21 protein-coding genes, 5 tRNA genes and 1 pseudogene are annotated in these 21965 nt (G+C 52.2%); 10 read left to right on the top strand and 17 right to left on the bottom strand.

Annotated elements, in window-relative coordinates; translation table 11 throughout:
- Genes scpB through CWE14_RS07460 form a run of 4 tightly spaced genes read right to left on the bottom strand, consistent with a single transcriptional unit; the run spans window position 1 to window position 2918 of the window.
- Entirely contained in the window at window positions 1-612 is a 612-nt protein-coding gene (gene scpB / locus CWE14_RS07475; protein ID WP_126798807.1) for an SMC-Scp complex subunit ScpB, read from the bottom strand.
- Window positions 609-1391, bottom strand: coding sequence for a segregation and condensation protein A (locus CWE14_RS07470; protein WP_126798806.1), 783 nt, complete (start codon window positions 1389-1391; stop codon window positions 609-611). The genes scpB and CWE14_RS07470 overlap by 4 nt, the downstream gene beginning before the upstream one ends.
- A 23-nt stretch (window positions 1392-1414) precedes the next feature.
- Window positions 1415-2038, bottom strand: coding sequence for an L-threonylcarbamoyladenylate synthase (locus CWE14_RS07465; protein ID WP_126789812.1), 624 nt, complete (start codon window positions 2036-2038; stop codon window positions 1415-1417).
- Between the two features lie 4 nt (window positions 2039-2042).
- On the bottom strand, window positions 2043-2918 hold the full coding sequence (locus tag CWE14_RS07460) for a PHP domain-containing protein (protein WP_126798805.1): 876 nt from the start codon (window positions 2916-2918) through the stop codon (window positions 2043-2045).
- Between the two features lie 391 nt (window positions 2919-3309).
- Here CWE14_RS07460 and CWE14_RS07455 point away from each other — a divergent pair, with 391 nt between their 5' ends.
- Genes CWE14_RS07455 through trpA form a run of 6 tightly spaced genes read left to right on the top strand, consistent with a single transcriptional unit; the run spans window position 3310 to window position 10000 of the window.
- Entirely contained in the window at window positions 3310-4902 is a 1593-nt protein-coding gene (locus CWE14_RS07455) for an anthranilate synthase component 1 (protein WP_126798804.1), read from the top strand.
- Window positions 4899-5525 carry an anthranilate synthase component II gene (locus tag CWE14_RS07450; protein WP_126798803.1) on the top strand — a complete coding sequence of 209 codons (627 nt, stop codon included), beginning with the start codon at window positions 4899-4901 and terminating at the stop codon, window positions 5523-5525. Before CWE14_RS07455 ends, CWE14_RS07450 begins: the two co-directional genes overlap by 4 nt.
- Window positions 5513-6517 carry an anthranilate phosphoribosyltransferase gene (trpD, locus tag CWE14_RS07445; protein ID WP_126789816.1) on the top strand — a complete coding sequence of 335 codons (1005 nt, stop codon included), beginning with the start codon at window positions 5513-5515 and terminating at the stop codon, window positions 6515-6517. The genes CWE14_RS07450 and trpD overlap by 13 nt, the downstream gene beginning before the upstream one ends.
- Window positions 6514-7977: a bifunctional indole-3-glycerol-phosphate synthase TrpC/phosphoribosylanthranilate isomerase TrpF gene (gene trpCF, locus CWE14_RS07440; RefSeq protein ID WP_126798802.1), complete on the top strand. Its 1464-nt coding sequence runs from the start codon at window positions 6514-6516 to the stop codon at window positions 7975-7977. Before trpD ends, trpCF begins: the two co-directional genes overlap by 4 nt.
- The gene (gene trpB / locus CWE14_RS07435) at window positions 7974-9176 is read left to right on the top strand and encodes a tryptophan synthase subunit beta (RefSeq protein ID WP_126798801.1); all 1203 of its coding nucleotides are present in this window, start codon (window positions 7974-7976) and stop codon (window positions 9174-9176) included. The genes trpCF and trpB overlap by 4 nt, the downstream gene beginning before the upstream one ends.
- Complete coding sequence (trpA, locus tag CWE14_RS07430; protein ID WP_126798800.1) at window positions 9173-10000, top strand: tryptophan synthase subunit alpha; 828 nt, start codon at window positions 9173-9175, stop codon at window positions 9998-10000. The genes trpB and trpA overlap by 4 nt, the downstream gene beginning before the upstream one ends.
- 18 nt (window positions 10001-10018) lie before the next feature.
- Here trpA and CWE14_RS07425 read toward each other — a convergent pair whose 3' ends face one another.
- Window positions 10019-10315 (bottom strand): hypothetical protein, encoded by a 297-nt coding sequence (locus CWE14_RS07425; protein WP_126798799.1) that lies wholly within the window; start codon window positions 10313-10315, stop codon window positions 10019-10021.
- 17 nt (window positions 10316-10332) lie between these two features.
- Window positions 10333-11454, bottom strand: coding sequence for an AI-2E family transporter (locus CWE14_RS07420; protein ID WP_157981793.1), 1122 nt, complete (start codon window positions 11452-11454; stop codon window positions 10333-10335).
- A gap of 138 nt (window positions 11455-11592) precedes the next feature.
- Between CWE14_RS07420 and CWE14_RS07415 the strand changes: the two genes are divergently transcribed.
- Window positions 11593-12492: a TIGR01777 family oxidoreductase gene (locus CWE14_RS07415; RefSeq protein WP_126798798.1), complete on the top strand. Its 900-nt coding sequence runs from the start codon at window positions 11593-11595 to the stop codon at window positions 12490-12492.
- Window positions 12493-12511: 19 nt separating this feature from the next.
- Here the strand turns inward: CWE14_RS07415 and CWE14_RS07410 are convergent, their stop codons facing one another.
- Window positions 12512-15010: an ABC transporter permease gene (locus tag CWE14_RS07410; protein ID WP_126798797.1), complete on the bottom strand. Its 2499-nt coding sequence runs from the start codon at window positions 15008-15010 to the stop codon at window positions 12512-12514.
- Window positions 15000-15680: an ABC transporter ATP-binding protein gene (locus CWE14_RS07405; RefSeq protein WP_126798796.1), complete on the bottom strand. Its 681-nt coding sequence runs from the start codon at window positions 15678-15680 to the stop codon at window positions 15000-15002. The genes CWE14_RS07410 and CWE14_RS07405 overlap by 11 nt, the downstream gene beginning before the upstream one ends.
- Here CWE14_RS07405 and CWE14_RS07400 point away from each other — a divergent pair, their 5' ends adjacent.
- Window positions 15681-16313 carry an arylesterase gene (locus CWE14_RS07400; RefSeq protein WP_241972348.1) on the top strand — a complete coding sequence of 211 codons (633 nt, stop codon included), beginning with the start codon at window positions 15681-15683 and terminating at the stop codon, window positions 16311-16313.
- Window positions 16310-16618: pseudogene (gene folK / locus CWE14_RS14885) on the top strand (2-amino-4-hydroxy-6-hydroxymethyldihydropteridine diphosphokinase); the annotation flags it as partial. The gene CWE14_RS07400 and the pseudogene folK, both read left to right, overlap by 4 nt.
- A gap of 135 nt (window positions 16619-16753) precedes the next feature.
- On the opposite strand, the gene CWE14_RS07390 reads toward folK, so the two are convergent.
- The 7 genes from CWE14_RS07390 to gltX all read right to left on the bottom strand — a co-directional run bounded on the left by CWE14_RS07390 (window position 16754) and on the right by gltX (window position 20571).
- Window positions 16754-17494 carry an SDR family NAD(P)-dependent oxidoreductase gene (locus tag CWE14_RS07390; RefSeq protein ID WP_126798794.1) on the bottom strand — a complete coding sequence of 247 codons (741 nt, stop codon included), beginning with the start codon at window positions 17492-17494 and terminating at the stop codon, window positions 16754-16756.
- Between the two features lie 224 nt (window positions 17495-17718).
- Window positions 17719-17794 (bottom strand) — tRNA-Glu (locus CWE14_RS07385).
- A 145-nt stretch (window positions 17795-17939) separates the two neighbouring features.
- Window positions 17940-18015 (bottom strand) — tRNA-Glu (locus CWE14_RS07380).
- A gap of 118 nt (window positions 18016-18133) precedes the next feature.
- Window positions 18134-18209 (bottom strand) — tRNA-Glu (locus tag CWE14_RS07375).
- Between the two features lie 22 nt (window positions 18210-18231).
- Window positions 18232-18307: transfer RNA gene (locus CWE14_RS07370), tRNA-Ala, on the bottom strand.
- Between the two features lie 208 nt (window positions 18308-18515).
- The gene (gene can, locus CWE14_RS07365) at window positions 18516-19160 is read right to left on the bottom strand and encodes a carbonate dehydratase (RefSeq protein WP_126798793.1); all 645 of its coding nucleotides are present in this window, start codon (window positions 19158-19160) and stop codon (window positions 18516-18518) included.
- Between the two features lies 1 nt (window position 19161).
- Window positions 19162-20571 (bottom strand): glutamate--tRNA ligase, encoded by a 1410-nt coding sequence (gene gltX, locus CWE14_RS07360; protein ID WP_126798792.1) that lies wholly within the window; start codon window positions 20569-20571, stop codon window positions 19162-19164.
- A 224-nt stretch (window positions 20572-20795) separates the two neighbouring features.
- On the opposite strand from gltX, the gene CWE14_RS07355 reads away from it, so the two are divergent.
- Entirely contained in the window at window positions 20796-21386 is a 591-nt protein-coding gene (locus CWE14_RS07355) for a DUF4377 domain-containing protein (RefSeq protein WP_126798791.1), read from the top strand.
- Between the two features lie 19 nt (window positions 21387-21405).
- On the opposite strand, the gene CWE14_RS07350 is transcribed toward CWE14_RS07355, so the two are convergent.
- Window positions 21406-21612, bottom strand: coding sequence for a DUF2061 domain-containing protein (locus CWE14_RS07350; protein WP_126799096.1), 207 nt, complete (start codon window positions 21610-21612; stop codon window positions 21406-21408).
- 216 nt (window positions 21613-21828) lie between these two features.
- Window positions 21829-21904, bottom strand: a tRNA-Val gene (locus CWE14_RS07345).
- Between the last annotated feature and the right edge of the window lie 61 nt (window positions 21905-21965).

The following is a 21965-nucleotide window of genomic DNA, read 5'->3' as shown; positions in this document are numbered from 1 at the left end:
TTAATGCAATGTCGCCTTGGTTTCGCCACGCTCTCGCGTGTCTGGTTCGTGATCGGCCGCTTGTGGTTCGGCCAGTGCTTCAAGCTCTGGGCGTTCTGCTGCCAGTGCCGGAAGATCCGCTATGGATTGTAAAGAAAAATAATCTAAAAATGCTTTCGTAGTTGCATACAGCGACGGCCGCCCTGGGACTTCTTTCTGCCCCACGACCTTTACCCAGCCGCGTTCCTGCAAGGTTCGCATAATCTGAGTGCTGACAGAAACACCGCGCACCGCCTCAATCTCACCGCGGGTGATCGGCTGACGCCAGGCTATCAGTGCCAGCGTTTCCAGCAATGCCGCAGAGTAACGTGGGGACCGCTCCTGCCACATATTTGCCAAAGCAGGTGCCAGTTCGGCACGGGTCTGAAAGCGGTAGCCTGAGGCCACTTCCACCAATTGTACCCCACGCTCCTGGTAATCTGCTATTAATTCATCCAGGATCTGGCGCAAGCGAGGGCGGTTCAGCTTATATCCGGACAACGCGCCCTGCATCAGCTGATCCAATGTGACTGCTTCATTAGCAGCAAACAATGCCGCTTCAACCAGCTGTTTTAACTGACTGTCTTTGATCATTTTGCATCCACATAAATCATTGAAAAATTTTCTGCCTGAGTAAGCCGGATCATACCCTCTTTATTCAGTTCCAATAACGCCAGAAAGCTAACCACCACCCCGGCACGCCCTTCAGCGACCTCGAAAAGCTGCTGAAACTCGAGCCGTGGCTGGCTTTGCAGCCGATCCAATATGCTACTCATGCGCTCGCGCGTCGATAAGGTTTCACGACTGACATGGTGATGCTGGGTTACATCGATTTGACGCATTACCGCACGCATCGCCGTGACTAAGTCATCTAACCCGACTTGCGGTGGCTCTGGTTCGCTGTCTTCGGCCTGAACCAGCGCACTACCAATAAAAAAATCGCGCTCTTGCTGAGGCTGGCTATCCAGCTCCATCGCCCCCTGACGAATAATCTCATATTCTTTCAGGCGACGGATTAACTCTGCCCTGGGGTCGTCTTCCTCGTCATCTTCTGCCGGCGGCCGCGGTAGCAACAAGCGGCTCTTAATTTCAGCCAGCATGGCGGCCATCACCAGATAGTCGGCGGCCAACTCCAGCTTCAATTCGCGCATCAGGTCGACGTAGGTCATGTACTGGCGAATCACATCGAGAATAGGTAAGTCCAGAATATTCATCTGATCGCGCCGGATCAGGTACAACAACAGGTCCATAGGGCCACTGAATGCATCCAGCATCAGTTCCAGAGCATCAGGCGGAATATACAGGTTTTCCGGACGTTCCAGTACCGGTTCGCCACGCACAAAGCCTAAGGGTAAGGACTGCTGTTCAGCCACTTATGAACTCCTGTTCCGTACTGTTAATCCGCAAAAGGACCCGGGTCGCCCTGCCCTTCCCGCAGCACGCTAACATCGCCATCGGCCATGTCAATTACTGTGGTCGGTTGCTCGCCAATATGGCCACCGTCAATGATCACCCCAACCTGATTGCCTAAGCGCTGTTCAATTTCATACGGGTCTGATTCCGCCATTTCATTGCCTGGCAAGATTAAGCTGGTCGACATCAAAGGCTCATTTAATTCAGCCAACAATGCCTGCGCTATTGGATTCGCCGGCACCCGCAAACCTATGGTTTTACGTTTTGGGTTTAATAGCCGTTTAGGAACCTCTTTGGTTCCTTTAAGAATAAAAGTATACCCCCCCGGCGTATTGTTCTTAATCAAACGAAACGCCTGATTATCAACCCGCGCGTACACCGAGAGTTCCGACAGGTCACGTACCATTAAGGTGAAATTATGGTCCTTATCGATATCGCGAATCCGGCAAATCTGCATCAACGAATTCTTATCGCCTATCTGGCAACCAATCGCATAGCCAGAGTCAGTCGGATAAATCACTACCGCGCCTTGCCGGATCATTTCGACTGCTTGTTTAATTAAACGCGGCTGTGGGTCTTGCGGATGAATGTACAGGTATTCACTCATAAACTTAATGCCTTTGATCCCTAACTAAGGTACTCAGATCCCAGTGCTGCCAAACGGGTCGGCAGCCATCCGGCAAACTCAAATTACGGCCTAGCTCGCGCCAGCGGCCAGGGCCATGGAAATCAGAACCTACGCTGCTCATCAGCGAATAGTCATTTGCCAGCTGCGCTAACTGCAAGCGTTGCTGTGGCGCCTGTTGACCACTAGCCACCTCAAGCGCTTCGCCGCCAACATCTTTGTAGGCAGCAAGCAATCGTTTCAGCCATTTACTACTTAACTGATACGCCAATGGATGGGCCAGCGAGGTAACACCACCGGCCGCCTGAATAGCGCCAACCGCATCCTCCAGGCTACACCACTGAGGCGCCACATACGCACAATTGCCTTTGCCCAAATAGCGTTTGAATGCTTCATCTACGGTCGCAACATAACCGCCAGTGACCAGTGCATCGGCCAGATGCTTACGGGTAATCACCTCGTCAACGTTGTCCTGCCGCGCCCGCACTGGCTGCAAGCAAGCCTCATCAATCTGCTGTTTACTCAATTTGTCTATCATCTGCTCAGCCCGTTCCTGACGTGCTCTTTGCTGAGCCGCTATCAGCTCAGTTAGCGCTTTGTTGTCAAGATCAAAGCACCAACCCAAAACGTGAATTTCATGCCCCTGCCAACGACTACTAAGCTCGATGCCTGTCACTATCTGGGGGACCACGCCGCCAGTCAGTTTGGCCGCCCGTTGACGAGCTTCTGCAATCCCGGCCACGCTGTCATGATCGGTTATTGAGATCACCTCAACATGGAGGTTGTGTGCACGCTCAACCAACTCGCCAGGCGTCAGGCTGCCATCCGACGCAGTACTGTGCATATGTAAATCAATTTTCATTCCGCTATCATACGCGTATACGCCTGTTTAATCATCCATTCAGTATTGACAGCCTCAGTCTCCGTGGGTAAGGTATAGCCAATATAGACAACTTCCTGATTCGTACTCAGGAAATTTTCAGCAGACTAAAGCGGATTCGCGATGAAAATCATGCAAATCGATTCAACAACAGTGCATAACAACCAACCTAACCGTTGGTGGTGGCATCACGCAACTATGCGGGTGCTGTTGTTATCTTTTTGTCTGCAACCAAGCACGTTAGCGCCAACCAGAGCCTAGCGTCAGCAACGAAAAGAAAATCAATAAAAAAGCCCGCAACCTTTGCGGGCTTTTTTATTGAGCCCGGCAGAGGCAGGCGACGACAATCACTTATTAGATTCGGGAAAATACGATGCAGCCGGCAAAAGATATACAACTTGGTTTTGTAGAACCTATTTCTATTCGCCTCGACTATCAGGCCGAACCCCTTAGCGTGCTAAATACACTAGCCACTAAGGACGGGGAGCACCTCTTACTTGAGTCCGCCGAGGTCGATTCAAAAGAAAACCTGAAAAGTTTGCTGATGGTGGATGCTGCGCTGCGTATTCGCTGTGACGGGCTGCAGGTTGAAGTCAGCGCACTGAGTGACAATGGCATGCCGTTACTCGACTATCTTCAACATCAACTACTGGAGCAGCACGGCGACCAGTTTAAGCTTCAGCGCAACGGTACCGAGCTGAGCATCCAGTGTCCGCAAGCCCCCATTCACCTGAATGAGGATGCCCGATTGCAGGCTCCGGGAAACCTGACCCCACTGCGCCTTTTACAACAGTTAGAAAGCACCCGAGCGCACCCGTTTGCAGTGTTTCTCGGCGGCGTCTTTGGCTACGACCTGATCGCCAGTTTCGAAGATTTACCCGCGGTCAGTGCTGGCCATAACAATTGCCCCGATTATCAGTTCTATTTTGCCGAAAGCCTGATTGTCATGGATCACCAGGCGCAGCGTACTGAGCTTATCGCGACACTGATCGGCGGCGACAATATGGCGCAACGCGAGGAACGGCTGTACCAGCGCATGGGTGAGCTAAGTGCCCGTTTACAACGGCCAAAGCCAGTCAGCCCGGTGACCAGCGAAACGACAGCAACCATTCAGGCAACGCCGGACCGGGCAACCTTTGCCCGTCATGTTGAAACACTTAAAGAATCCATTGTCGCTGGTGATATTTTCCAGGTGGTACCGTCCCGCGAATTTAAGTTACCCTGCCCACATGCGCTCGCCGCTTACCAGCAGCTCAAAGTTGAAAACCCAAGCCCCTACATGTTTTACCTCAAAACCCTGGATTTCGAACTTTTCGGTGCATCGCCCGAATCTGCTCTCAAATATACAGCCGCGACCAATCAGGTCGAGCTTTACCCCATTGCAGGTACTCGTATACGCGGAAAAGATAAAGAGGGTAACGTCAGCGCGGATTTAGACTCACGAATTGAACTTGAGCTGCGCAATGATCAAAAAGAGCTGGCCGAGCATATGATGTTAGTGGACCTGGCACGAAATGACCTGGCACGTATCGCAGTTACCGGTAGCCGCTACGTGGCGGACCTGTTGCAGGTGGACCGCTATTCACATGTGATGCATTTAGTCTCACGGGTAGTCGCCCAACTGCGCCCTGAGCTGGATGCGCTGGACGCATACCGCGCCTGTATGAATATGGGAACCCTGACCGGCGCGCCGAAACTTAGTGCCAGCCGTCTGATCCGCCAGGTCGAACAACAACGTCGTGGAAGTTACGGCGGTGCGGTCGGTTACCTTAACGGCGATGGGGACATGGACACCTGCATTGTTATCCGCTCTGCCCTGGTTCGCGATGGAATGGCAGTGGTGCAGGCTGGAGCCGGGGTTGTCTATGATTCAGACCCGAGCGCAGAAACCGACGAAACTGAAAACAAAGCCCGGGCAGTACTGAATGCCATTCGCCGCAGTCAACAGGGAGGCCAACTGACATGAACCTACACAAAGGTCGTATATTTCTTCTCGATAATCAGGATAGTTTTGCCTACAACCTGGTCGATGAACTGGCCCAACTTGGCTTTAGTCTTGAGGTCTATCGCAACCAGTTGAGTGCCGACGAGATTTTCCGGCACATGGAAAAAGCAGCCCTTAACGAGCCAGTTATGCTTTGCCTGTCACCCGGTCCCGGCCACCCCAGTGCCGCTGGATGCTTGCTTGATCTGCTGCAGCTGTGTCGCGGCCGTTTCCCGGTGCTTGGCATTTGCCTCGGTTTCCAGGCTATGGTTCACCAGGCTGGCGGTGAAGTTGGACGCAGCCGACAGGTCATGCACGGCAAGACCAGTTTAATGCAGCTTAGCGAGCATCCGGTCTTTGCCGGCCTTGGCTCACCACTGCAGATCGCCCGTTACCATTCGTTGCAGGCAGTGAAAGTGCCCGAGTCACTGACTGTTATTGCGCAGGTCGATGACATCCCGATGGCCGCCTATGATCAGATAAACGCCTGCATTGGTTATCAGTTTCATCCGGAATCGATTATGACTACTCAAGGCAGCAGCCTATTACACGCCACAGCAAACTTTTTACTTACTCAAGCGGAGCGTCTGACATGCAACAACTAGCCCGGGTTTTAAACGGTGAAGTACTCGACCAGGTTGAGACAGACACCATGTTCTCCTACCTGATCCAGGGGCGGATGACCGACGCACAGATCGCTGGCATGCTGCTGGCGATGAAAATTCGTGGAGAAACTCCAGCTGAGATAGCTGGTGCCGCACAGGCATTGCGCCGGGCGGCTAAGCCTTTCCCTCGTCCTGACTATACCATTGCCGATACCTGCGGCACTGGCGGTGATGGCTCCAATACGATCAATATTTCCACCGCCGCCGCTGTTGTCGCTGCCAGTATGGGCGTCGCGGTAGCTAAGCACGGTAATAGAAGCGTGTCCTCTCGTTCGGGCTCAGCCGATGTGCTGGAAGCGATGAAAATACCGCTCGATGGGCCACCCGATGAAGCGCGTAGCATGCTCGATAATTACAACTTTTGTTTTCTCTTTGCCCCCCATTACCATCCTGGCTTTAAACACGCTATGCCGGCGCGCCAGGAACTGAAAACACGGACCCTGTTTAACCTGTTAGGGCCGCTGATAAACCCGGCCCAGCCCGATGTACAATTGCTCGGCGTATACCGGCCTGAACTGTGCGAACCAGTTGCGCAGACCTTGCAGCTTCTCGGTTGTAAGCGGGCCATGGTGGTGCACGGGAGCGGTCTCGATGAGCTGGCACTGCATGCACCGACCAAAGTGGTGGAAGTGAATGGTGCTGACGTAAGCAGCTATGAACTCACACCGGCTGATTTTGGTGTTTCGCCCGCCCCGGTCAGTGACCTTAAGGGCGGCGATGCGAATATGAACGCCCGCTTGCTGAACGAAGTATTCCGTGGCGAAGGGCCGTCAGCGCATCGTCATGCGATTGCAATGAACGTGGCCGCTCTGCTTCATATGACGGGCCGTGCCGACAACTTTAAAGACGCGACCGAGGAAGCGCTGACGCACATCGATAGCGGCGCCGTGGCAACCCACCTGCAACACATGCAATACGGAGTTGCACTATGAACAGGTCAGCAACTAACTCGCAGCAGCCAAGTATTCTGCAGCAAATAGTCACTCAGCGTCGCCAGCGTATTGCTGAGCTGGCAGAGGTGTATTCCCAGGCCGGGCTGTATCAGGCAACTCAACAACAGCAGCGGCCCCGTCGAAGCCTCGCAGGCCAGTTACGACGTAGCGACAAAGGGTTTATTCTTGAATGCAAAAAAGCCTCGCCATCGAAAGGTCTGATCCGGGCCGACTTTGATCCGGTTGCTATCGCCCGGACCTATCAGCCTCATGCCGCGGCAATTTCGGTACTGACCGAACCTGACTACTTTGACGGAGACTTTGCTTATTTGCAGGCGGTCAGCCGCGAAGTGCAAATTCCGGTCCTGTGCAAGGACTTTATCGTGGAGCCGCTGCAGTTGTATCTTGCCCGCTACTTTGGTGCTGACGCGGTACTGTTGATGCTCTCAATACTTGATGATGACGACTATCGAGCCTTAAGTGACCTGGCTGGCAAGCTCGATCTTGAGGTACTAACCGAAGTTAGTACGGAAGCAGAAATGCACCGGGCTGCGGCATTAAACGCGCCTGTTATTGGCATTAATCATCGCAACCTGCATGATCTCAGTATTGACCTGAATCGCAGTCAGCGTCTGGCCGCACTCGCGCCGAAAGAAGCCTTGCTGATTGCAGAATCCGGTATTACTGAACACAGCCAGGTGCGCGCTCTCGGCGCTTTCGTCGACGGCTTTCTGGTCGGTAGCCATTTAACCGCCCAGGCCGATATTGACCGCGCCTGCCGCCAACTAATTTATGGCGAGCATAAAGTGTGCGGTCTTACCTCGCCTGCCGACGCGCTCATGGCGGCAACAGCGGGTGCCCGTTACGGCGGTCTTATTTTCGCCGAAGGCTCGCCCCGTCAACTCACTGTGACCGAGGCCAAAGGCATTTGCCAGCAAGTACCCGCGCTGGATTATGTCGCTGTGGTGACCACTGATGCAGTGAACGATATCGTTCAGTTAGCTCAGTCACTGCCATTGAGCGCTATTCAACTGCATGGTCAGCAACCCCTTGCGGTAGTCGAAGCAGTCCGCCAGCAACTCCCCACGACCACCGCCCTCTGGTATGCCGTCGACATGGCCAGCCAAGAGGCAACGGACTTTTTTAATTGGCCAGTGGAGCGTCTGGTGCTCGACAATGGCCGCGGTGGCAGTGGCCAGTCATTTGACTGGCAAAAACTGAATACCCTGACCGAAACCCAGCGCCAGCAATGCCTGCTAGCTGGCGGTATTGGTGCTGACAACGCCCGCGATGCGATGGCAACTGGCTGTCGGGGGCTGGATCTAAACTCAGCGGTGGAATACAAGCCTGGTCAAAAAGATGCAGCCGCACTTAATTTAGTCTTCACCCGTTTGAGTCATTATTTTCGCAGTTCCGCTCAAACACCTTCTTCGCTTAGCCCAAAGGACATCAACTCATGAGTAGTCAAGACAAAAAGCTGGACCCTTATTTCGGAGAGTTTGGTGGTCAGTACGTACCTGAAATTCTATTACCTGCACTAGACCAGCTCGAGCAGGCGTTTATTGACGCTCAGCATGACGACTTGTTTCGTGCTGAATTTAACGACCTGTTGAAGAATTATCTGGGTCGTCCAACGCCACTAAGCCTGTGCCGCAACCTGCCCCGCACCGGGCGCAGTAAGATCTACCTGAAACGCGAAGATCTGCTGCATGGCGGAGCCCACAAAACCAATCAGGTGCTCGGACAGGCATTATTGGCCAAACGCATGGGTAAACACCGTATTATTGCCGAAACTGGCGCCGGTCAGCATGGTACAGCAACTGCATTGGCGTGCGCCCTGCTCGACCTTGAATGCATTATCTATATGGGCAAAAAGGATGTTGAACGCCAGCAGCCGAATGTCTTCCGCATGGAGCTGATGGGGGCCAAGGTGGTGCCCGTTGACAGTGGCAGTGGCACACTCAAAGACGCAGTTAATGAAGCCTTGCGCGACTGGACTGCAAGCTATCAAAGCACGCATTATTTACTTGGTACCGCCGCTGGGCCTCATCCCTTCCCGACCATTGTGCGTGAATTCCACCGTATGATTGGTGAGGAATCGAAACGACAGATAATCGATCAGGCCGGGCGCCTGCCAGACGAAGTGATTGCCTGTGTTGGTGGCGGCTCCAATGCAATTGGCATGTTTGCCGACTTTATCAACGAACGTGAGGTTCGTTTAACGGGGGTCGAGCCGGGCGGCAAAGGGCTTAGTTCGATGCAGCATGGTGCTACGCTGAGCGCCGGAAAACCAGGCCTGTTGCACGGGTGCTACTCGTTTTTAATGCAGACCGATGAAGGTCAGATTGAAGAGTCGTATTCAGTATCAGCCGGGCTTGACTACCCCGGGGTCGGCCCTCAACACGCTCATCTGCACGCCACCGGCCGCGCCCAATATGTCTCGGTCACTGACGATGAAGCGTTAGAGGCTTTTAAATTGCTAAGTGCCCATGAAGGGATTATTCCCGCGCTGGAAAGTGCTCACGCCCTCGCCTATGCCATCAAGGTCGCTGAAGCCAGTAAAGAGCCACAAATTTTGCTGGTTAACTTATCCGGCCGTGGCGACAAGGACATTGATCATGTACGTAAAATATTTGCCAGCCAGGAGGCATCGAAATGAGTCAGTCACCCTTTGTTAGTGAGCGCTACGCAGCGATGTTCAAACGCCTGAGTGAAGCCGACCAGGGTGCCTTTATTCCGTTTGTGACTTTAGGTGACCCGGATCTTGAACAAAGTGAAGCGATTATAAAAACACTGATTGATAATGGTGCCGATGCACTGGAGCTGGGCTTTCCGTTTTCTGACCCTGTCGCCGACGGCCCGACCATTCAACGTGCATCGATCCGGGCGCTGCAGGCGAAGATGTCCGTCGATAAGTGTTTTGCTTTGCTCAAACGTATTCGCCAGTACAACGCCGACATTCCAATTGGCTTGCTGGTCTATGGCAACCTGATTATGGCCCAGGGGCGCGAGCACTTTTACCAGCGCTGTGCGGAAAATGGGGTGGATTCAGTGTTGGCGGCTGATATCCCAGTGCGGGAAGGCAAAATCTTTCAACAGGCGGCTAATCAAGCCCATATCGCGCAGGTTTTTATTGCTCCACCTGACGCAACTCCGGTGACATTGCAGCGTATTGCGGCCCATAGCCAGGGTTATATCTACCTGCTTAGTCGTGCCGGTGTGACCGGTGCCAATGCTACGCTTCAGCTACCCGCGGGCAAGCTTATTAACTACCTCAAGCAACAGGGAGGCGCGCCGGCGGTACTTGGCTTCGGGATTTCAGCGCCAGAGCACGTTCGCCAGGCTATTGAGGCTGGGGCGGCCGGCGCTATCAGTGGCTCTGCGGTGGTTCAGCGGATTGAACAGCATCTGGATGACAAGACGGCAATGCTGGCAAGTCTTGCTGAGTTTATCGGCGACATGAAAGCAGCTACCATCAAGTAGTACATAAGACGGCGCCTGCTAGGCCCAGGCGTCTATCAGGTTACCCACGGCCCCGACTCCGCGGGGCTTGTTGACACCGCTTTCCATCGAGGCTCCCTGATTGATGGCTGGCGGTGGCGGACCAATACGGTTGATCTGATCATTGGTGACCCGTGTCAGTTCAGCGCGCGGAGCATTGCGCATGCTGGCAAGGCGCGCATCGTTCTGCACATCCGACTGCCGCTGGCGGAATACATCCGGCCCTGTTTTAACCCGGCTGTTCTGTGCAGACCGTCCTTTTGAGACGGTATTTTCCGGGACCATGTTACTCGACACTAGGTTAGCTCCTGGCTTTACTGCCTTTTCGTTTCCGCCGGTTCAGCCATGACGTGTGTATTTTCGAGACCTGCAGCCCCGCTTCCTTCTTCGTTATCGGCCATTCTCAGAATTTCATCACCAGCCAAAGCAATTGCCAGCCAACGCGTACTATCGCTCTCCATTAAGGCTATCTTCACCACCATGGTTAAAGGAACCGACAGCAGCATACCGACGGGACCCAGCATCCAGCCCCAGAACAATAAAGATAAAAACACGACCAGGGTTGAAAGGCCAAGTCCACGGCCCATCACTCTCGGTTCAATAATGTTCCCCATAATGACATTCACCGCCAGATAAAGCAGCGCGACGGCCCCCGCTATCCAGGGGTTGTACTGGATCAAAGCCATAATTATCGCTGGTACTGAGGCGAGAATAGAACCAATATTTGGAATGTAATTAAACAGAAAGGCGACCACGCCCCAGAGTAAATAGTGGTCAATGTTCATCAACCATAGACTGAAACCTATCAGCACCCCGGTAAACAAACTGATCAGCGTTTTCAGTGCCAGGTACTTATTGATGGCATGCAAAATTGCACCGACATTGCCCATCGTCCGTTCCGGATGTTTAATGGCAAGGCGTATTTTAGCTGGCACTATGCGCGCTTCGCCTATCATAAACACCATAATTAATAACACGATAACGAAACTGGCCATGAAGTTACCGACACCGCTGAGCATATTCACGGTGAGGTTAATGGCGCGGGACGGGTCCAGCTGGGACTGCAACAGTTCCCAGTTGAGGGATATATTGTAGGATTCAGCCTGCGCCACTAACCATTCAAACTGGGCGGCGCTGCGATCGCGATACTCTGGCAGCTTTTGGGTAAACTCGTTGACCGACTGTACAACCAACCCTGTCAGCAATAAAACGATGATCGCAATAACTCCGACTACCGGCAGTAAGGCCAGAAAACGCGGTAACCCCTGGCGGTGAAACCATTCAATCAACGGGTGACAAATAATCGCTATGAACAACGCCAGCAAAACCGGCACTACTACGACACTGGCCGCCTGCACGCCGGCCAAAACCACCACAATGGCAGCCATGGTAAACAATATCTTTCCGGCCGAAGTAATCTGAGCTGAGTTGTTCATCGTAATCCTTACTGAGGTTAAGCCCTGGCTATGCACGACAATGAAAACAGTGTACTCAAGCTGATGCGTTTGAGCAATGTGAGCGAAAAGCTGCTTTACTTGAACTAAGTCACTGAGCACAACAACATAGGCATGTTCATGAAACTATTAATAACAGGCGCAACCGGTCTTATCGGTACAGCGCTGTATAAAAAATTACGCAACCAGCACCAGTTAACGGTGTTAACCCGCAACGCAAACAAGGCCTATCAGAAACTAGGCCATGATATAGAGGTCATTACCCAGCTCAGCGAGCTGAACGACCTCAACCCGTTTGACGCGGTGATCAATTTAGCCGGTGAGCCCATTGCAGACAAACGCTGGAGTAATGACCAGAAGCGCCGAATTGAACAGAGTCGCTGGCAGATTACTGAGCAATTAGCGCACTTATTCGAAGCCAGTGATCAGCCACCGGGGGTGCTGATCTCGGGTTCAGCTATTGGTTACTATGGTCGCCAGGGTCGCGAGCCGGTGACCGAGGACAGCCACAAGGTTCACGATGAGTTTACCCATCGTTTATGCGCCCACTGGGAAGCCCTTGCGATACAGGCCGAGTCGGACAAAACCCGGGTATGCCTGCTGCGAACAGGTATAGTGCTGGCCCAGGATGGCGGAGCCTTACAGCGTATGGCCCTGCCATTTAAATTCGGTTTAGGTGGCCCGATTGGCGATGGGAAACAAATGATGTCCTGGATTCACCTCGACGACATGGTCGATCTCATTCTCTACCTACTGAATAACGAGGAATGCAAAGGCCCATATAACGCTACGGCGCCCAACCCCGTCAGCAATGAAGAATTCAGCCGCACCTTAGCCCGGGTGCTCAACCGACCTTGTCTGTTGCGGGTTCCTGCTGTGGTAATGCGGGCCTTGCTCGGTGAAATGGCCGATATGATCCTGACCGGTCAGGCAGTACTTCCGGAGCGTATCCAGCAACACGGGTTTGAATTCCGCCACAGTACCGTGCGAGACGCCTTGCAACAATGTTGCAAGGCGTAAACTCGAGCGACCACTGCCATCAGCTAAGCCGGCGGATCAGACCCGCTGCATTCTGGGCCAGTAGCCGGGCGCAAACCGCCTTGCCTAATAAGGCAACAATGGTAGCGCCTAATACCGGCCCCAGAATCCAGAAACGCCAGTGAATACTGGGTTGCATCGCAAAGACCTGAGTTTGCAGCAGAAACACTGATAACTCCATGGCGACCGCCGCAATGAGGCCCGCCAGCGCTCCTAAAATAACAAACTCATAAGTCACAGCCCGGGACAGTAACTTGCCCGGAGCACCCAGAGTGCGCAGAATCACCAGTTCTTTTTCGCGCTCTTCCAGGGTCGCCTGTACCTGCGCCACCAGTACCAGAGCACCCGCTAAGACCACCAGCACCAGTACAAAGGTAATCGCCAGCGAGACCTGCTCTATAACCTCACGCAACTGACCAATAATGGTATCGACATCAATCAGCGAGACCTGGGGGAAATTACGAAACAGTTCATAGAGTTCATCGCTTCGCTCGGGCGCCAGGTAAAAACTGGCAATGTAAGTTGCCGAACTGGTCTGCAACGTGGCCGGATCAAAAATCATATAGAAATTCGGCTGCATCGTATTCCAGTCGACTTCACGAATACTACTCACCGGCACAGTAAACTCGTCGCCCCCCACCGAGAAGCGCAGCTCGTCACCCACGACCAGGTTGAGTCGATCAGCTACTTGCGACTCAACAGAGACTGAACCTGTCTCTTCCTCGCTAAACCAGTCACCTGCAGTCAAGTCATTATTCGGTGGCAGATCAGCGCGCCAGGTTAGCTGCAGCTCGCGGCCGAAACCTTCGCGGAATTCGCTGGCATCACGCTCTTCTTTGCTCACCGCGTCACGCACCAGTTCATCGTTAATCGCCATCAGCCGACCCGGTACAATCGGGTACAAATCAGTCGCCGAGATCTGTTCCCGCTCAAACATAGCGTTCAGTTCGGCAACCTGGTCATCGGCGACATTGACGACAAAATAGTTAGGCGCATCATCGGGCAGTTGATTCTGCCAGTCAGCAAGCAGCTCGTTACGCAAGGCCAGAACCAACAGGAAAAGCATCAGGGCGGTGGCAAAGCTTATCATCTGCACTGAGTTCTGCTTGGCACGACGCTGCATTCCTGCCATTGCCAAACGCCAGCTACTGCCTGCCTGCATACCTGCCGTGCGACTAGCACGGATAAACAGGCGACTGATCCCGAGCAATACCAGCACCGCCATCGAGCCGCCGGCAAACAAGGCTGCCGATAGCAACCAGCTGGAGGAATACACCACCATTAATACATAAATAGTGCCGCCACCAATCAACCACTGCAGCCAGGCACGCAAGCTCGACTGCGCAAGGTCACGTTGCAGCACTCGCAACGGCGGTACTTTGATCAGTCGCAGTAACGGGTAGAGGCTGAACATAAGCGCACAGAGCAAGCCCGTTCCGATGGCCAGAAAATACGGCCCACTACCAGCGGACGGCAGACTTTGTTCAAGATATGCAGCGACAAAGTAGATCACCCCAGCCTGCAATAGGTAACCCAGCAGCGTACCCAGGGCGATACTAAAGAACGTCAGCAGCAACAAATGGAGGGTGAAAATACGCGAAATCAGGCCGCGCGATCCACCCAGTGTTTTCATAATGGCCACCGCATCGTAATTGCGCTGGCAATAACGCTGAGCAGCGACTGCCACCGCTGTGGCGGCTAACACCACCCCCAGCAGACTGGCCAGCAGCATAAATTGCTCAGCCCGCTGCAGTGAGCTTGCCAGCGGTGTGTCACCGTCAGTGATTCCCTGCCAGCGTTGAGTCACATCATCGAGCTGGGGCAGCAGCCAGCTTTCAAAACGTTCGATATCGGCGTTGTCGCCGGCAAATAAGTAATGGTAATTAACCCGGCTACCAGGTTGAATCAAGCCCGTCGCGGCGAGATCATCATAGCCAATCAACACATTTGGACTGTCAGTAAACACATTCAGTCCGGAATCTGGTTCGTGGGTCAGAACCTGAGTCACGGTGAATTCGCTGTTACCAATTTCCAGTGTGTCACCCAAGGCTAATTCAAGTCGCTGAAAAAGCTGTGACGCCACCCAGGCTTCGCCGGACTGAGGCAACTCGTCAGTCGGCGCGCCTTCCGCAAATGCCTGATTGCCCACTTCAAGCTGGCCGCGCAACGGGTATTCGCTGCTGACGGCTTTAATATCGACCAGTGCCATATCATTGGCTGCAAAGGCCATTGAATTGAAACTGGTTCGGCGTGCCCAGCGCAAGCCTTCGTCGCTGGCTTGCTGCAGCCACTCTGTATTCACTTCATCGCGCGAACGAAGCACCCGGTCGGCAGCAAGGAATTCTGCGCTTCGCTCCAGTAAACCGGCCTGCAGACGTTCAGAAAACAACGACAGCGAGAGTACGGCGCAAACCGACAACGCTATGGCTGCAGCCATGATCGTCAGTTCACCACGCCTCAGTTCATGCTGCAGTAAACGCCAGGATATTTTATGCCACATTGACTGACTGCTCCTTCAGTTCACCTGCCTGCATCTCCAGCACGCGATCGCATTTTTGTGCCAACGTGCTGTCGTGAGTGACCATCACCAGCGTAGTACCATGTGCTTTGTTCATCTCGAACAGTAATGCCTCCACGGTATGCCCGGTGGTGCTATCGAGATTACCAGTTGGTTCATCAGCAAAGAGTATTTTAGGCTGACCAATAAATGCCCGGGCAATAGCAACGCGTTGTTGTTCACCACCAGACAATTGATTCGGATAATGGGTTAAACGTTCACCCAGGCCTACCTTGCCAAGTAATTCCCGTGCCTGATCTTCGGCATCTTTACGCCCGGCCAGCTCGGCGGGCAGCATGACGTTTTCCAGTGCAGTCAGGCTTGGAATCAGCAGAAATGACTGAAAAATAAAGCCGACTTTATCCGCGCGTATTTTTGCTCGCTGCTCCTCATCCAAATCGCCTAAATTTTCGTTATCTATAAGGACTTGGCCTGTCGTGGCAATATCCAGCCCGGCCAACAGTGACAACAAAGTGGATTTACCTGAGCCGGAAGCTCCCACAATGGCGACGCTTTCACCCGCTTTAATAGCAAGAGTAATTGCGTGTAGAATAGTGAGTGGGCCTGCACTGGTCTCAACTTTTTTCGAAACAGCGGTGGTTTGAATAATCATATGATGAAAAAATTCCTTTATGTCAGCTCAATGCTCGTGCTTTTGCTGGTTATACGGCCGGCAAGCGCAAATGTTTCACTTTTAATTTTTGGTGACAGCCTCAGCGCTGGCTATGGCATTTCTCAAGCCGACACCTGGGTCGCTGAAATCGAACGCCGCTGGCAACAGGACTATCCAGAATACAGTATTATTAACGCCAGTATTAGTGGTGATACCACTCAGGGCGGGTTAAGACGCCTTGCCGAGGTGGTTGAACGCCATCAACCAGACGCTGTTTTTATTGAACTCGGCGGCAATGACGGCCTGCGTGGATTCCAAATCGACAGTATTCGCAGCAATCTGAGCGAAATGATTCACTATCTGCAAAACCGTGATATTCATGTCGCACTCAGCCAAATCGAAATTCCGCCCAACATGGGTCCACGCTACACCGACCAGTTCCGTAGCTTGTTTGCTGACATTGCCGAGCAGCATAATATCGAGCTGGTGCCCTTTTTCATGCTTGATATTGCCACTGACCCCGGGTTGATGCAAAGCGACGGCATTCACCCCAACCTGCAGGCCCAGGAGGCCATTGCTGATATCATGGAGCCCCAATTGCGGGCTATCGCTGAACAGGCAGCCAGCGAATGACAGCAGGCTATTACTACTTCCTCGGACTTGGCAGTAATCTGCAACCCACCCCTAATTTGCAGACTGCACTACACAAACTGCAAGCACAGTTTGCGCAGATAATACTATGGCCAATAATTGAAACCGAGCCGGTCTCGATCGAAAGTCAACGGAGATTCCTCAATACACTGGTCGTGATTGAAAGTAACTGGACACCAGAGCAGTTGAAAGCCTGGTGTAATGAGCTTGAGGAAAGCCTGGGCCGGAACCGCAACGATCCGCTAAGCAGTATCAAAGACCGACCGCTTGATATCGATATTTTAGCCCAGCAAAGTCAGTTGAACCCCAGCGTCCTCAAGTGTTTTACTGAACCCTATGTGCGCCAGGTGCTTGCCTCAGCTGAGAGATCGGCGGAGAGTCTCAGCTCGACGACTCACCCTGTTTCCTTATGGGGACACCAGCTAGGCCAGCGCGCGGCCACCGTCTACACGAACCACGCTGGCGGTCATGTAATGGTTGTCGAGGATAGCGTAGATCGCCTTTTCCAATGCTTCGAATCCACCTTCGACCGCGAGCAGAGTCTCTGCTAAGACTTTAGATTGTTCACCCGCACTATGCTCAGGTAAAAACTTAACCGGCCCTGGCTGTATGGCGTTAACCCGCACCTTAGGTGCCAGCCGCTTGGCAAAACTCTTCATCAGGTTTTCTGAGCCCGCTTTCGTTGAGCAGTACAGTGCATAGTCAGCATTGGGATTATCGACGTAAATATCAGTTATATGAATCACATTGCCGTGGTCCAGAATACTCTCCCTAAGCTGCTTGCTTAAGCTGCTATTGAGGCGTGCGGGCAACTTCATGTGGATCTGATAAAGGGCGTCGTAAAAGTCTTCCAGCTGCCCTTCATGGGCACTGTCTTTTTCATAAATAGAAGCGTTGTGGAGTAGCAGCTCAATGTGCTTAGTGTGCTGCTGGATAGTCTCAATGGCGTGGCTGACGCTGGCGTCATCAAGGGCATCAAACTCAACACCAATTAACTTATCCGGGTCTGTGGCGGTGTCATTCGTTAACGCAGCAAGTTCTCCACTGAAGCTGCGTGTCAGCACTATCACTTTCCAGTCGTTGGCTAACAACGATCGGGTCATATGTAGACCGAGTCGCTGGCTTGCGCCACTGATTACTGCTACGGGGGGGGTTACTGCCATGCCTGCGCCTCACTCAACTTGTTTGGTTTAAGGCATTGTATACGAACAACTTAACGACTTGGATGTTGAAACAAAAGAATTGTGGCAGGTAAGATTTCAAGAAGTGGCGTCCCCAAGGGGATTCGAACCCCTGTTACCGCCGTGCCAAAGGTTCAGCGCGGTGTCCTCAAGACAACGCCTTCACGGCAACGCTCAAACAGAGAAATAGATATGAATTCAAGAAGTGGCGTCCCCAAGGGGATTCGAACCCCTGTTACCGCCGTGAAAGGGCGGTGTCCTAGGCCTCTAGACGATGGGGACCCTGGACTGCTGTTGATATTGAAAGTGGCGTCCCCAAAGGAATGCGTACCCCTGGTATTGCCGTGCCAAAGCTTGGCGCGGTGTCCCTGGGGCACCGCCTCACGGCGGCCAATCTCACGGCATGTGCCGTTGTTCATATTGAAAGTGGCGTCCCCAAGGGGATTCGAACCCCTGTTACCGCCGTGAAAGGGCGGTGTCCTAGGCCTCTAGACGATGGGGACGCAAAATTTCAATCGCTGTTAACTAAGTCACGTTTACCTTGTGTTGCCCTTGCGCTGTTTTACTCGCACTCACGCATACCACAAGATCTTCTTTTTAGTGCCAAAGGCACATAAAAGATGGCGTCCCCAAGGGGATTCGAACCCCTGTTACCGCCGTGAAAGGGCGGTGTCCTAGGCCTCTAGACGATGGGGACCCGGACTCAGTTATGACAGGTTTGGTGGAGCTAAGCGGGATCGAACCGCTGACCTCTTGCATGCCATGCAAGCGCTCTCCCAGCTGAGCTATAGCCCCATCCTGATAAACAATCGCTTCACCGATTGCTTTACCCTGACAGCGGGGCGAATTATAAGGGTCACTAAAAAACTGTCAATACTTTTTTCGTAACTTCTTTCTATTCGGTCAATTTTTTAACAATTCGACGCAAAAACAATCAAAAAGCTGCGTTTTGACAAGTTTTCTTTCACCTAAACGATCCCGCAAACGGCTCCCCTGTCGCTGGTTAGCAATCACCATTTGGACAGTCGAAATGGTAGATCCGCTCTACCCCTTCACGGTCCGACATAGTCACGTCAAGATCGCGAACCAGGCCGTCTTTTACGCTGTATATCCAGCCATGAATAGTGAGCTCCTGACCACGATTCCAGGCTTCCTGGATAGTGTGACTTTTGGCCAGGTTACGTACCTGTTCGATGACGTTCAGCTCACATAAGCGATCTAATCGCGGATCATACGGCAAACCTTCAAGCTCTCGCCGATTCTCACGGAAAATGTCTTTGATCGGAAACAGCCAGTTATCAACCAGGCCGTGTGCGCTGTTGTCCATCGCCGCCGCCACGCCACCACAGCCATAGTGGCCGACCACAAGGATATGTTTAACTTTCAGGGCGTCTACCGCAAATTGCACCACAGACAGGCAATTAAAGTCAGTTTGTACAATCTGATTAGCCACATTCCGATGCACAAAAAGTTCACCAGGCGCCATTCCTACGATCTGATTTGCAGGCACCCGACTGTCAGAACAGCCAATCCAAAGGTACTCAGGTTTTTGCTGATTGACCAGGCGGTTGAAGAAATCAGGATCTTCTTCAATCTTACGCTTGGCCCACTCCTTATTGTTATTAATGAGTTCTTTTACTTTCGGCATTTTAGCTTTGCTCCTCCCGCGCTTTTATAAATTCTAACGCTAGGTTAATCCGTGCCACCACGGTTGCTTGTGGTAATGCAGCCAATGTCGCATCCAGTGAGGGTGAATTACCACCGCCAGTGGCAGCTACACGTAATGGCATACCAACTTTACCCATACCAATATCAAGCTCACTACAGGTAGCCTGAATGGCCTGCTGAATGCCGTCCTGGTTCCATGACGTCAAGTCGGCTAGTTTATCGCGAACCAGCGCTAAAGCAGCTCCGGCCACTGGGCGCAAATGCTTTTTCGCGGCACCAGCTTCAAATTCAGTCACTTGCTCAAAGAAATAGCGACTAATCTCAGCCATTTCTTTCAACGTTTTAACACGTTCCGCCTGCAGGCTGACAATGTCAGTCAACGCTGGGCCGTCACTGGTATCGACCCCTAGCTTATTAAAATGCCAGGCAAGCTCGGTGGCAACTTCGTCGGCGGGCAGTGACTTCATATAATGCTGGTTCAGCCAGTTCAATTTTTCGGTATTAAATGCCGAGGCCGCCTTGTTGATATCCGACAATTTGAACAACTTAATCATCTCATCAACCGAAAAGACTTCCTGGTCACCATGGGACCAACCGAGCCGAACCAGGTAGTTCAGCAATGCCTGCGGTAAGTAGCCGTTGTCACGGTATTCCATGACACTTACCGCGCCATGGCGCTTTGACAGTTTCTTACCGTCGTCGCCGAGAATCATCGATACATGAGCATACTCAGGCACAGGCGCGCCAAGTGCTTTGAGAATGTTAATCTGCCGCGGTGTATTGTTGATATGGTCTTCGCCGCGCACGACATGAGTGATCCCCATATCCCAGTCATCGACGACAACACAAAAGTTGTAGGTCGGCGTGCCATCAGTGCGCGCAATAATCAGGTCATCCAGTTCCTGATTGGAAAATTCGATGCGTCCACGTACATGGTCATCGAAGATCACAGACCCCTCTTGCGGGTTACGAAAACGGATAACATAGGGCTTACCCGGCTGTTCTTCCTGATCGCGACAGGCACCGTCGTAACGAGGTTTCTCACCTGCAGCCATTTGCTCTTCACGCATTTTCTCCAACCGCTCAATCGAGCAGTAACATTTATAGGCTTTGCCTTCGTCAAGCAAACGGTCGATCAGTTGCTGATAGCGTTCAAAACGCTGAGTCTGATAATAAGGCCCTTCGTCGTAATCCAGCCCCAGCCACTGCATACCTTCAAGAATCGCATCAATCGCCGGTTGAGTTGAACGTTCGCGGTCCGTATCTTCTATCCGTAGAATAAATTTACCGCCCGCAGCTTTCGCCACCAGCCAGGAATAAAGAGCGGTACGAGCTCCACCAACATGCAAATAACCAGTAGGACTTGGCGCAAAACGAGAGACTATGCTCATAGAAACTTAACCTTGAGATTCACGTGAATGTACAAATGCCGATAGTCTACCACAGCGCTAATGGACCGCGGTATAGGGTCGTGTTGTGTTTAATACAGAGCTGAGTTTATTACTGCTACAGACCGCTTTCTCCGCTCACTTTACAAAAATCCCAAACGTAACATATTTACATTTAATCAACACGAAAGTACGATAAACAACCTAAACAAAATAAGGATGTTGTCATGCTCAAACCTCAATTGTCGTTGATTCTAAAAGTTAGCAGTCTGACGTTGGCAGTGCTGCTAACTGGCTGCAATTCGTCTGATGAAAAAGGCGATACCTATACTCGGGAAGTTGTCGTTATTGATGGCCAACCCGCGATCTTTAATGGAGCATTCTTTACTTCACTTGGTTATTCCATAGAACGCGAATCAGGTCAACAAACTACCGCGCCATGGATTGAAGATTTCACTTTCCGTTGGGGTTACCAAGTAACGGCGCGAATTGAAGTGGTTACTTACGCCGAACCACCGGAGGATGGACCTATGCACGAATATCGTTTGCTTGAAATACTGGATAGCAGCGAGGATGAAGTGGGTACAGTTTATTCCTTCGACGGGGTCTTCTTGCGCAATGATAATACCTTCCAAATCGATGAAGATAATGAGGGATACTATTTATTCCTGGATGAGTCTTTTGTTTGTGCGCAGAACATAAATTGTGATCAACTGGTCGATATGAGTAATGATGGCGGTACCATTTCACTCGAGTTCGAATACCTCGGCCAATCAGATGACCGTCCCACTGCAGTCATGCTGACCGACTGGAACTAAGCCCCTCTCCGTCTGCCGGTTACTTAATAGTAAGTGTAACCGGCTTTTCCAGGTCCTGGCCGCCAAAACGGGCCCAGGCTTTCTCATGAAAGAAGTAAGCGACCGTATTGACCGCAGGCTCAATCATCGCGATCAGTCCGCCAAGTACAAAGCTGCCTGTCAGCAACCAGGTTACGGTAAACGCAACACAGAAGTGAACCACCGCAAAGGTTAGTGTTTTATTCATGAAATGCATACCGACAACTCCTCAATACCTGATTACCTTAATAGACTATCTTTAATGATAATAGTTCTCATTAATAATGAAAATCAATAATATCGATTGAGATAAAGGATTTTTCACCCTTCAGCGGTCAACTCGCCAATGCGCATAGGTTTTGCCACAGCCATTAAGCGCCGCGAGATTGGTATAGAACAGAACGAGAATAATACAGACAGAAATTGGTGGGTGGTACTGGGCTCGAACCAGTGACCCTCGCCTTGTAAGGGCGATGCTCTCCCAGCTGAGCTAACCACCCATCGTGGTCGACCTTGAGGTCATGGCAGCGCCTGTGAGGCGTGCCTGGGATATGTGAAATG

The organism is Aliidiomarina soli, from assembly GCF_003986975.1.
In the GTDB taxonomy this organism is placed as follows: Bacteria; Pseudomonadota; Gammaproteobacteria; order Enterobacterales; family Alteromonadaceae; genus Aliidiomarina; species Aliidiomarina soli.
This window is presented reverse-complemented; position numbering and strand designations above follow the sequence as displayed.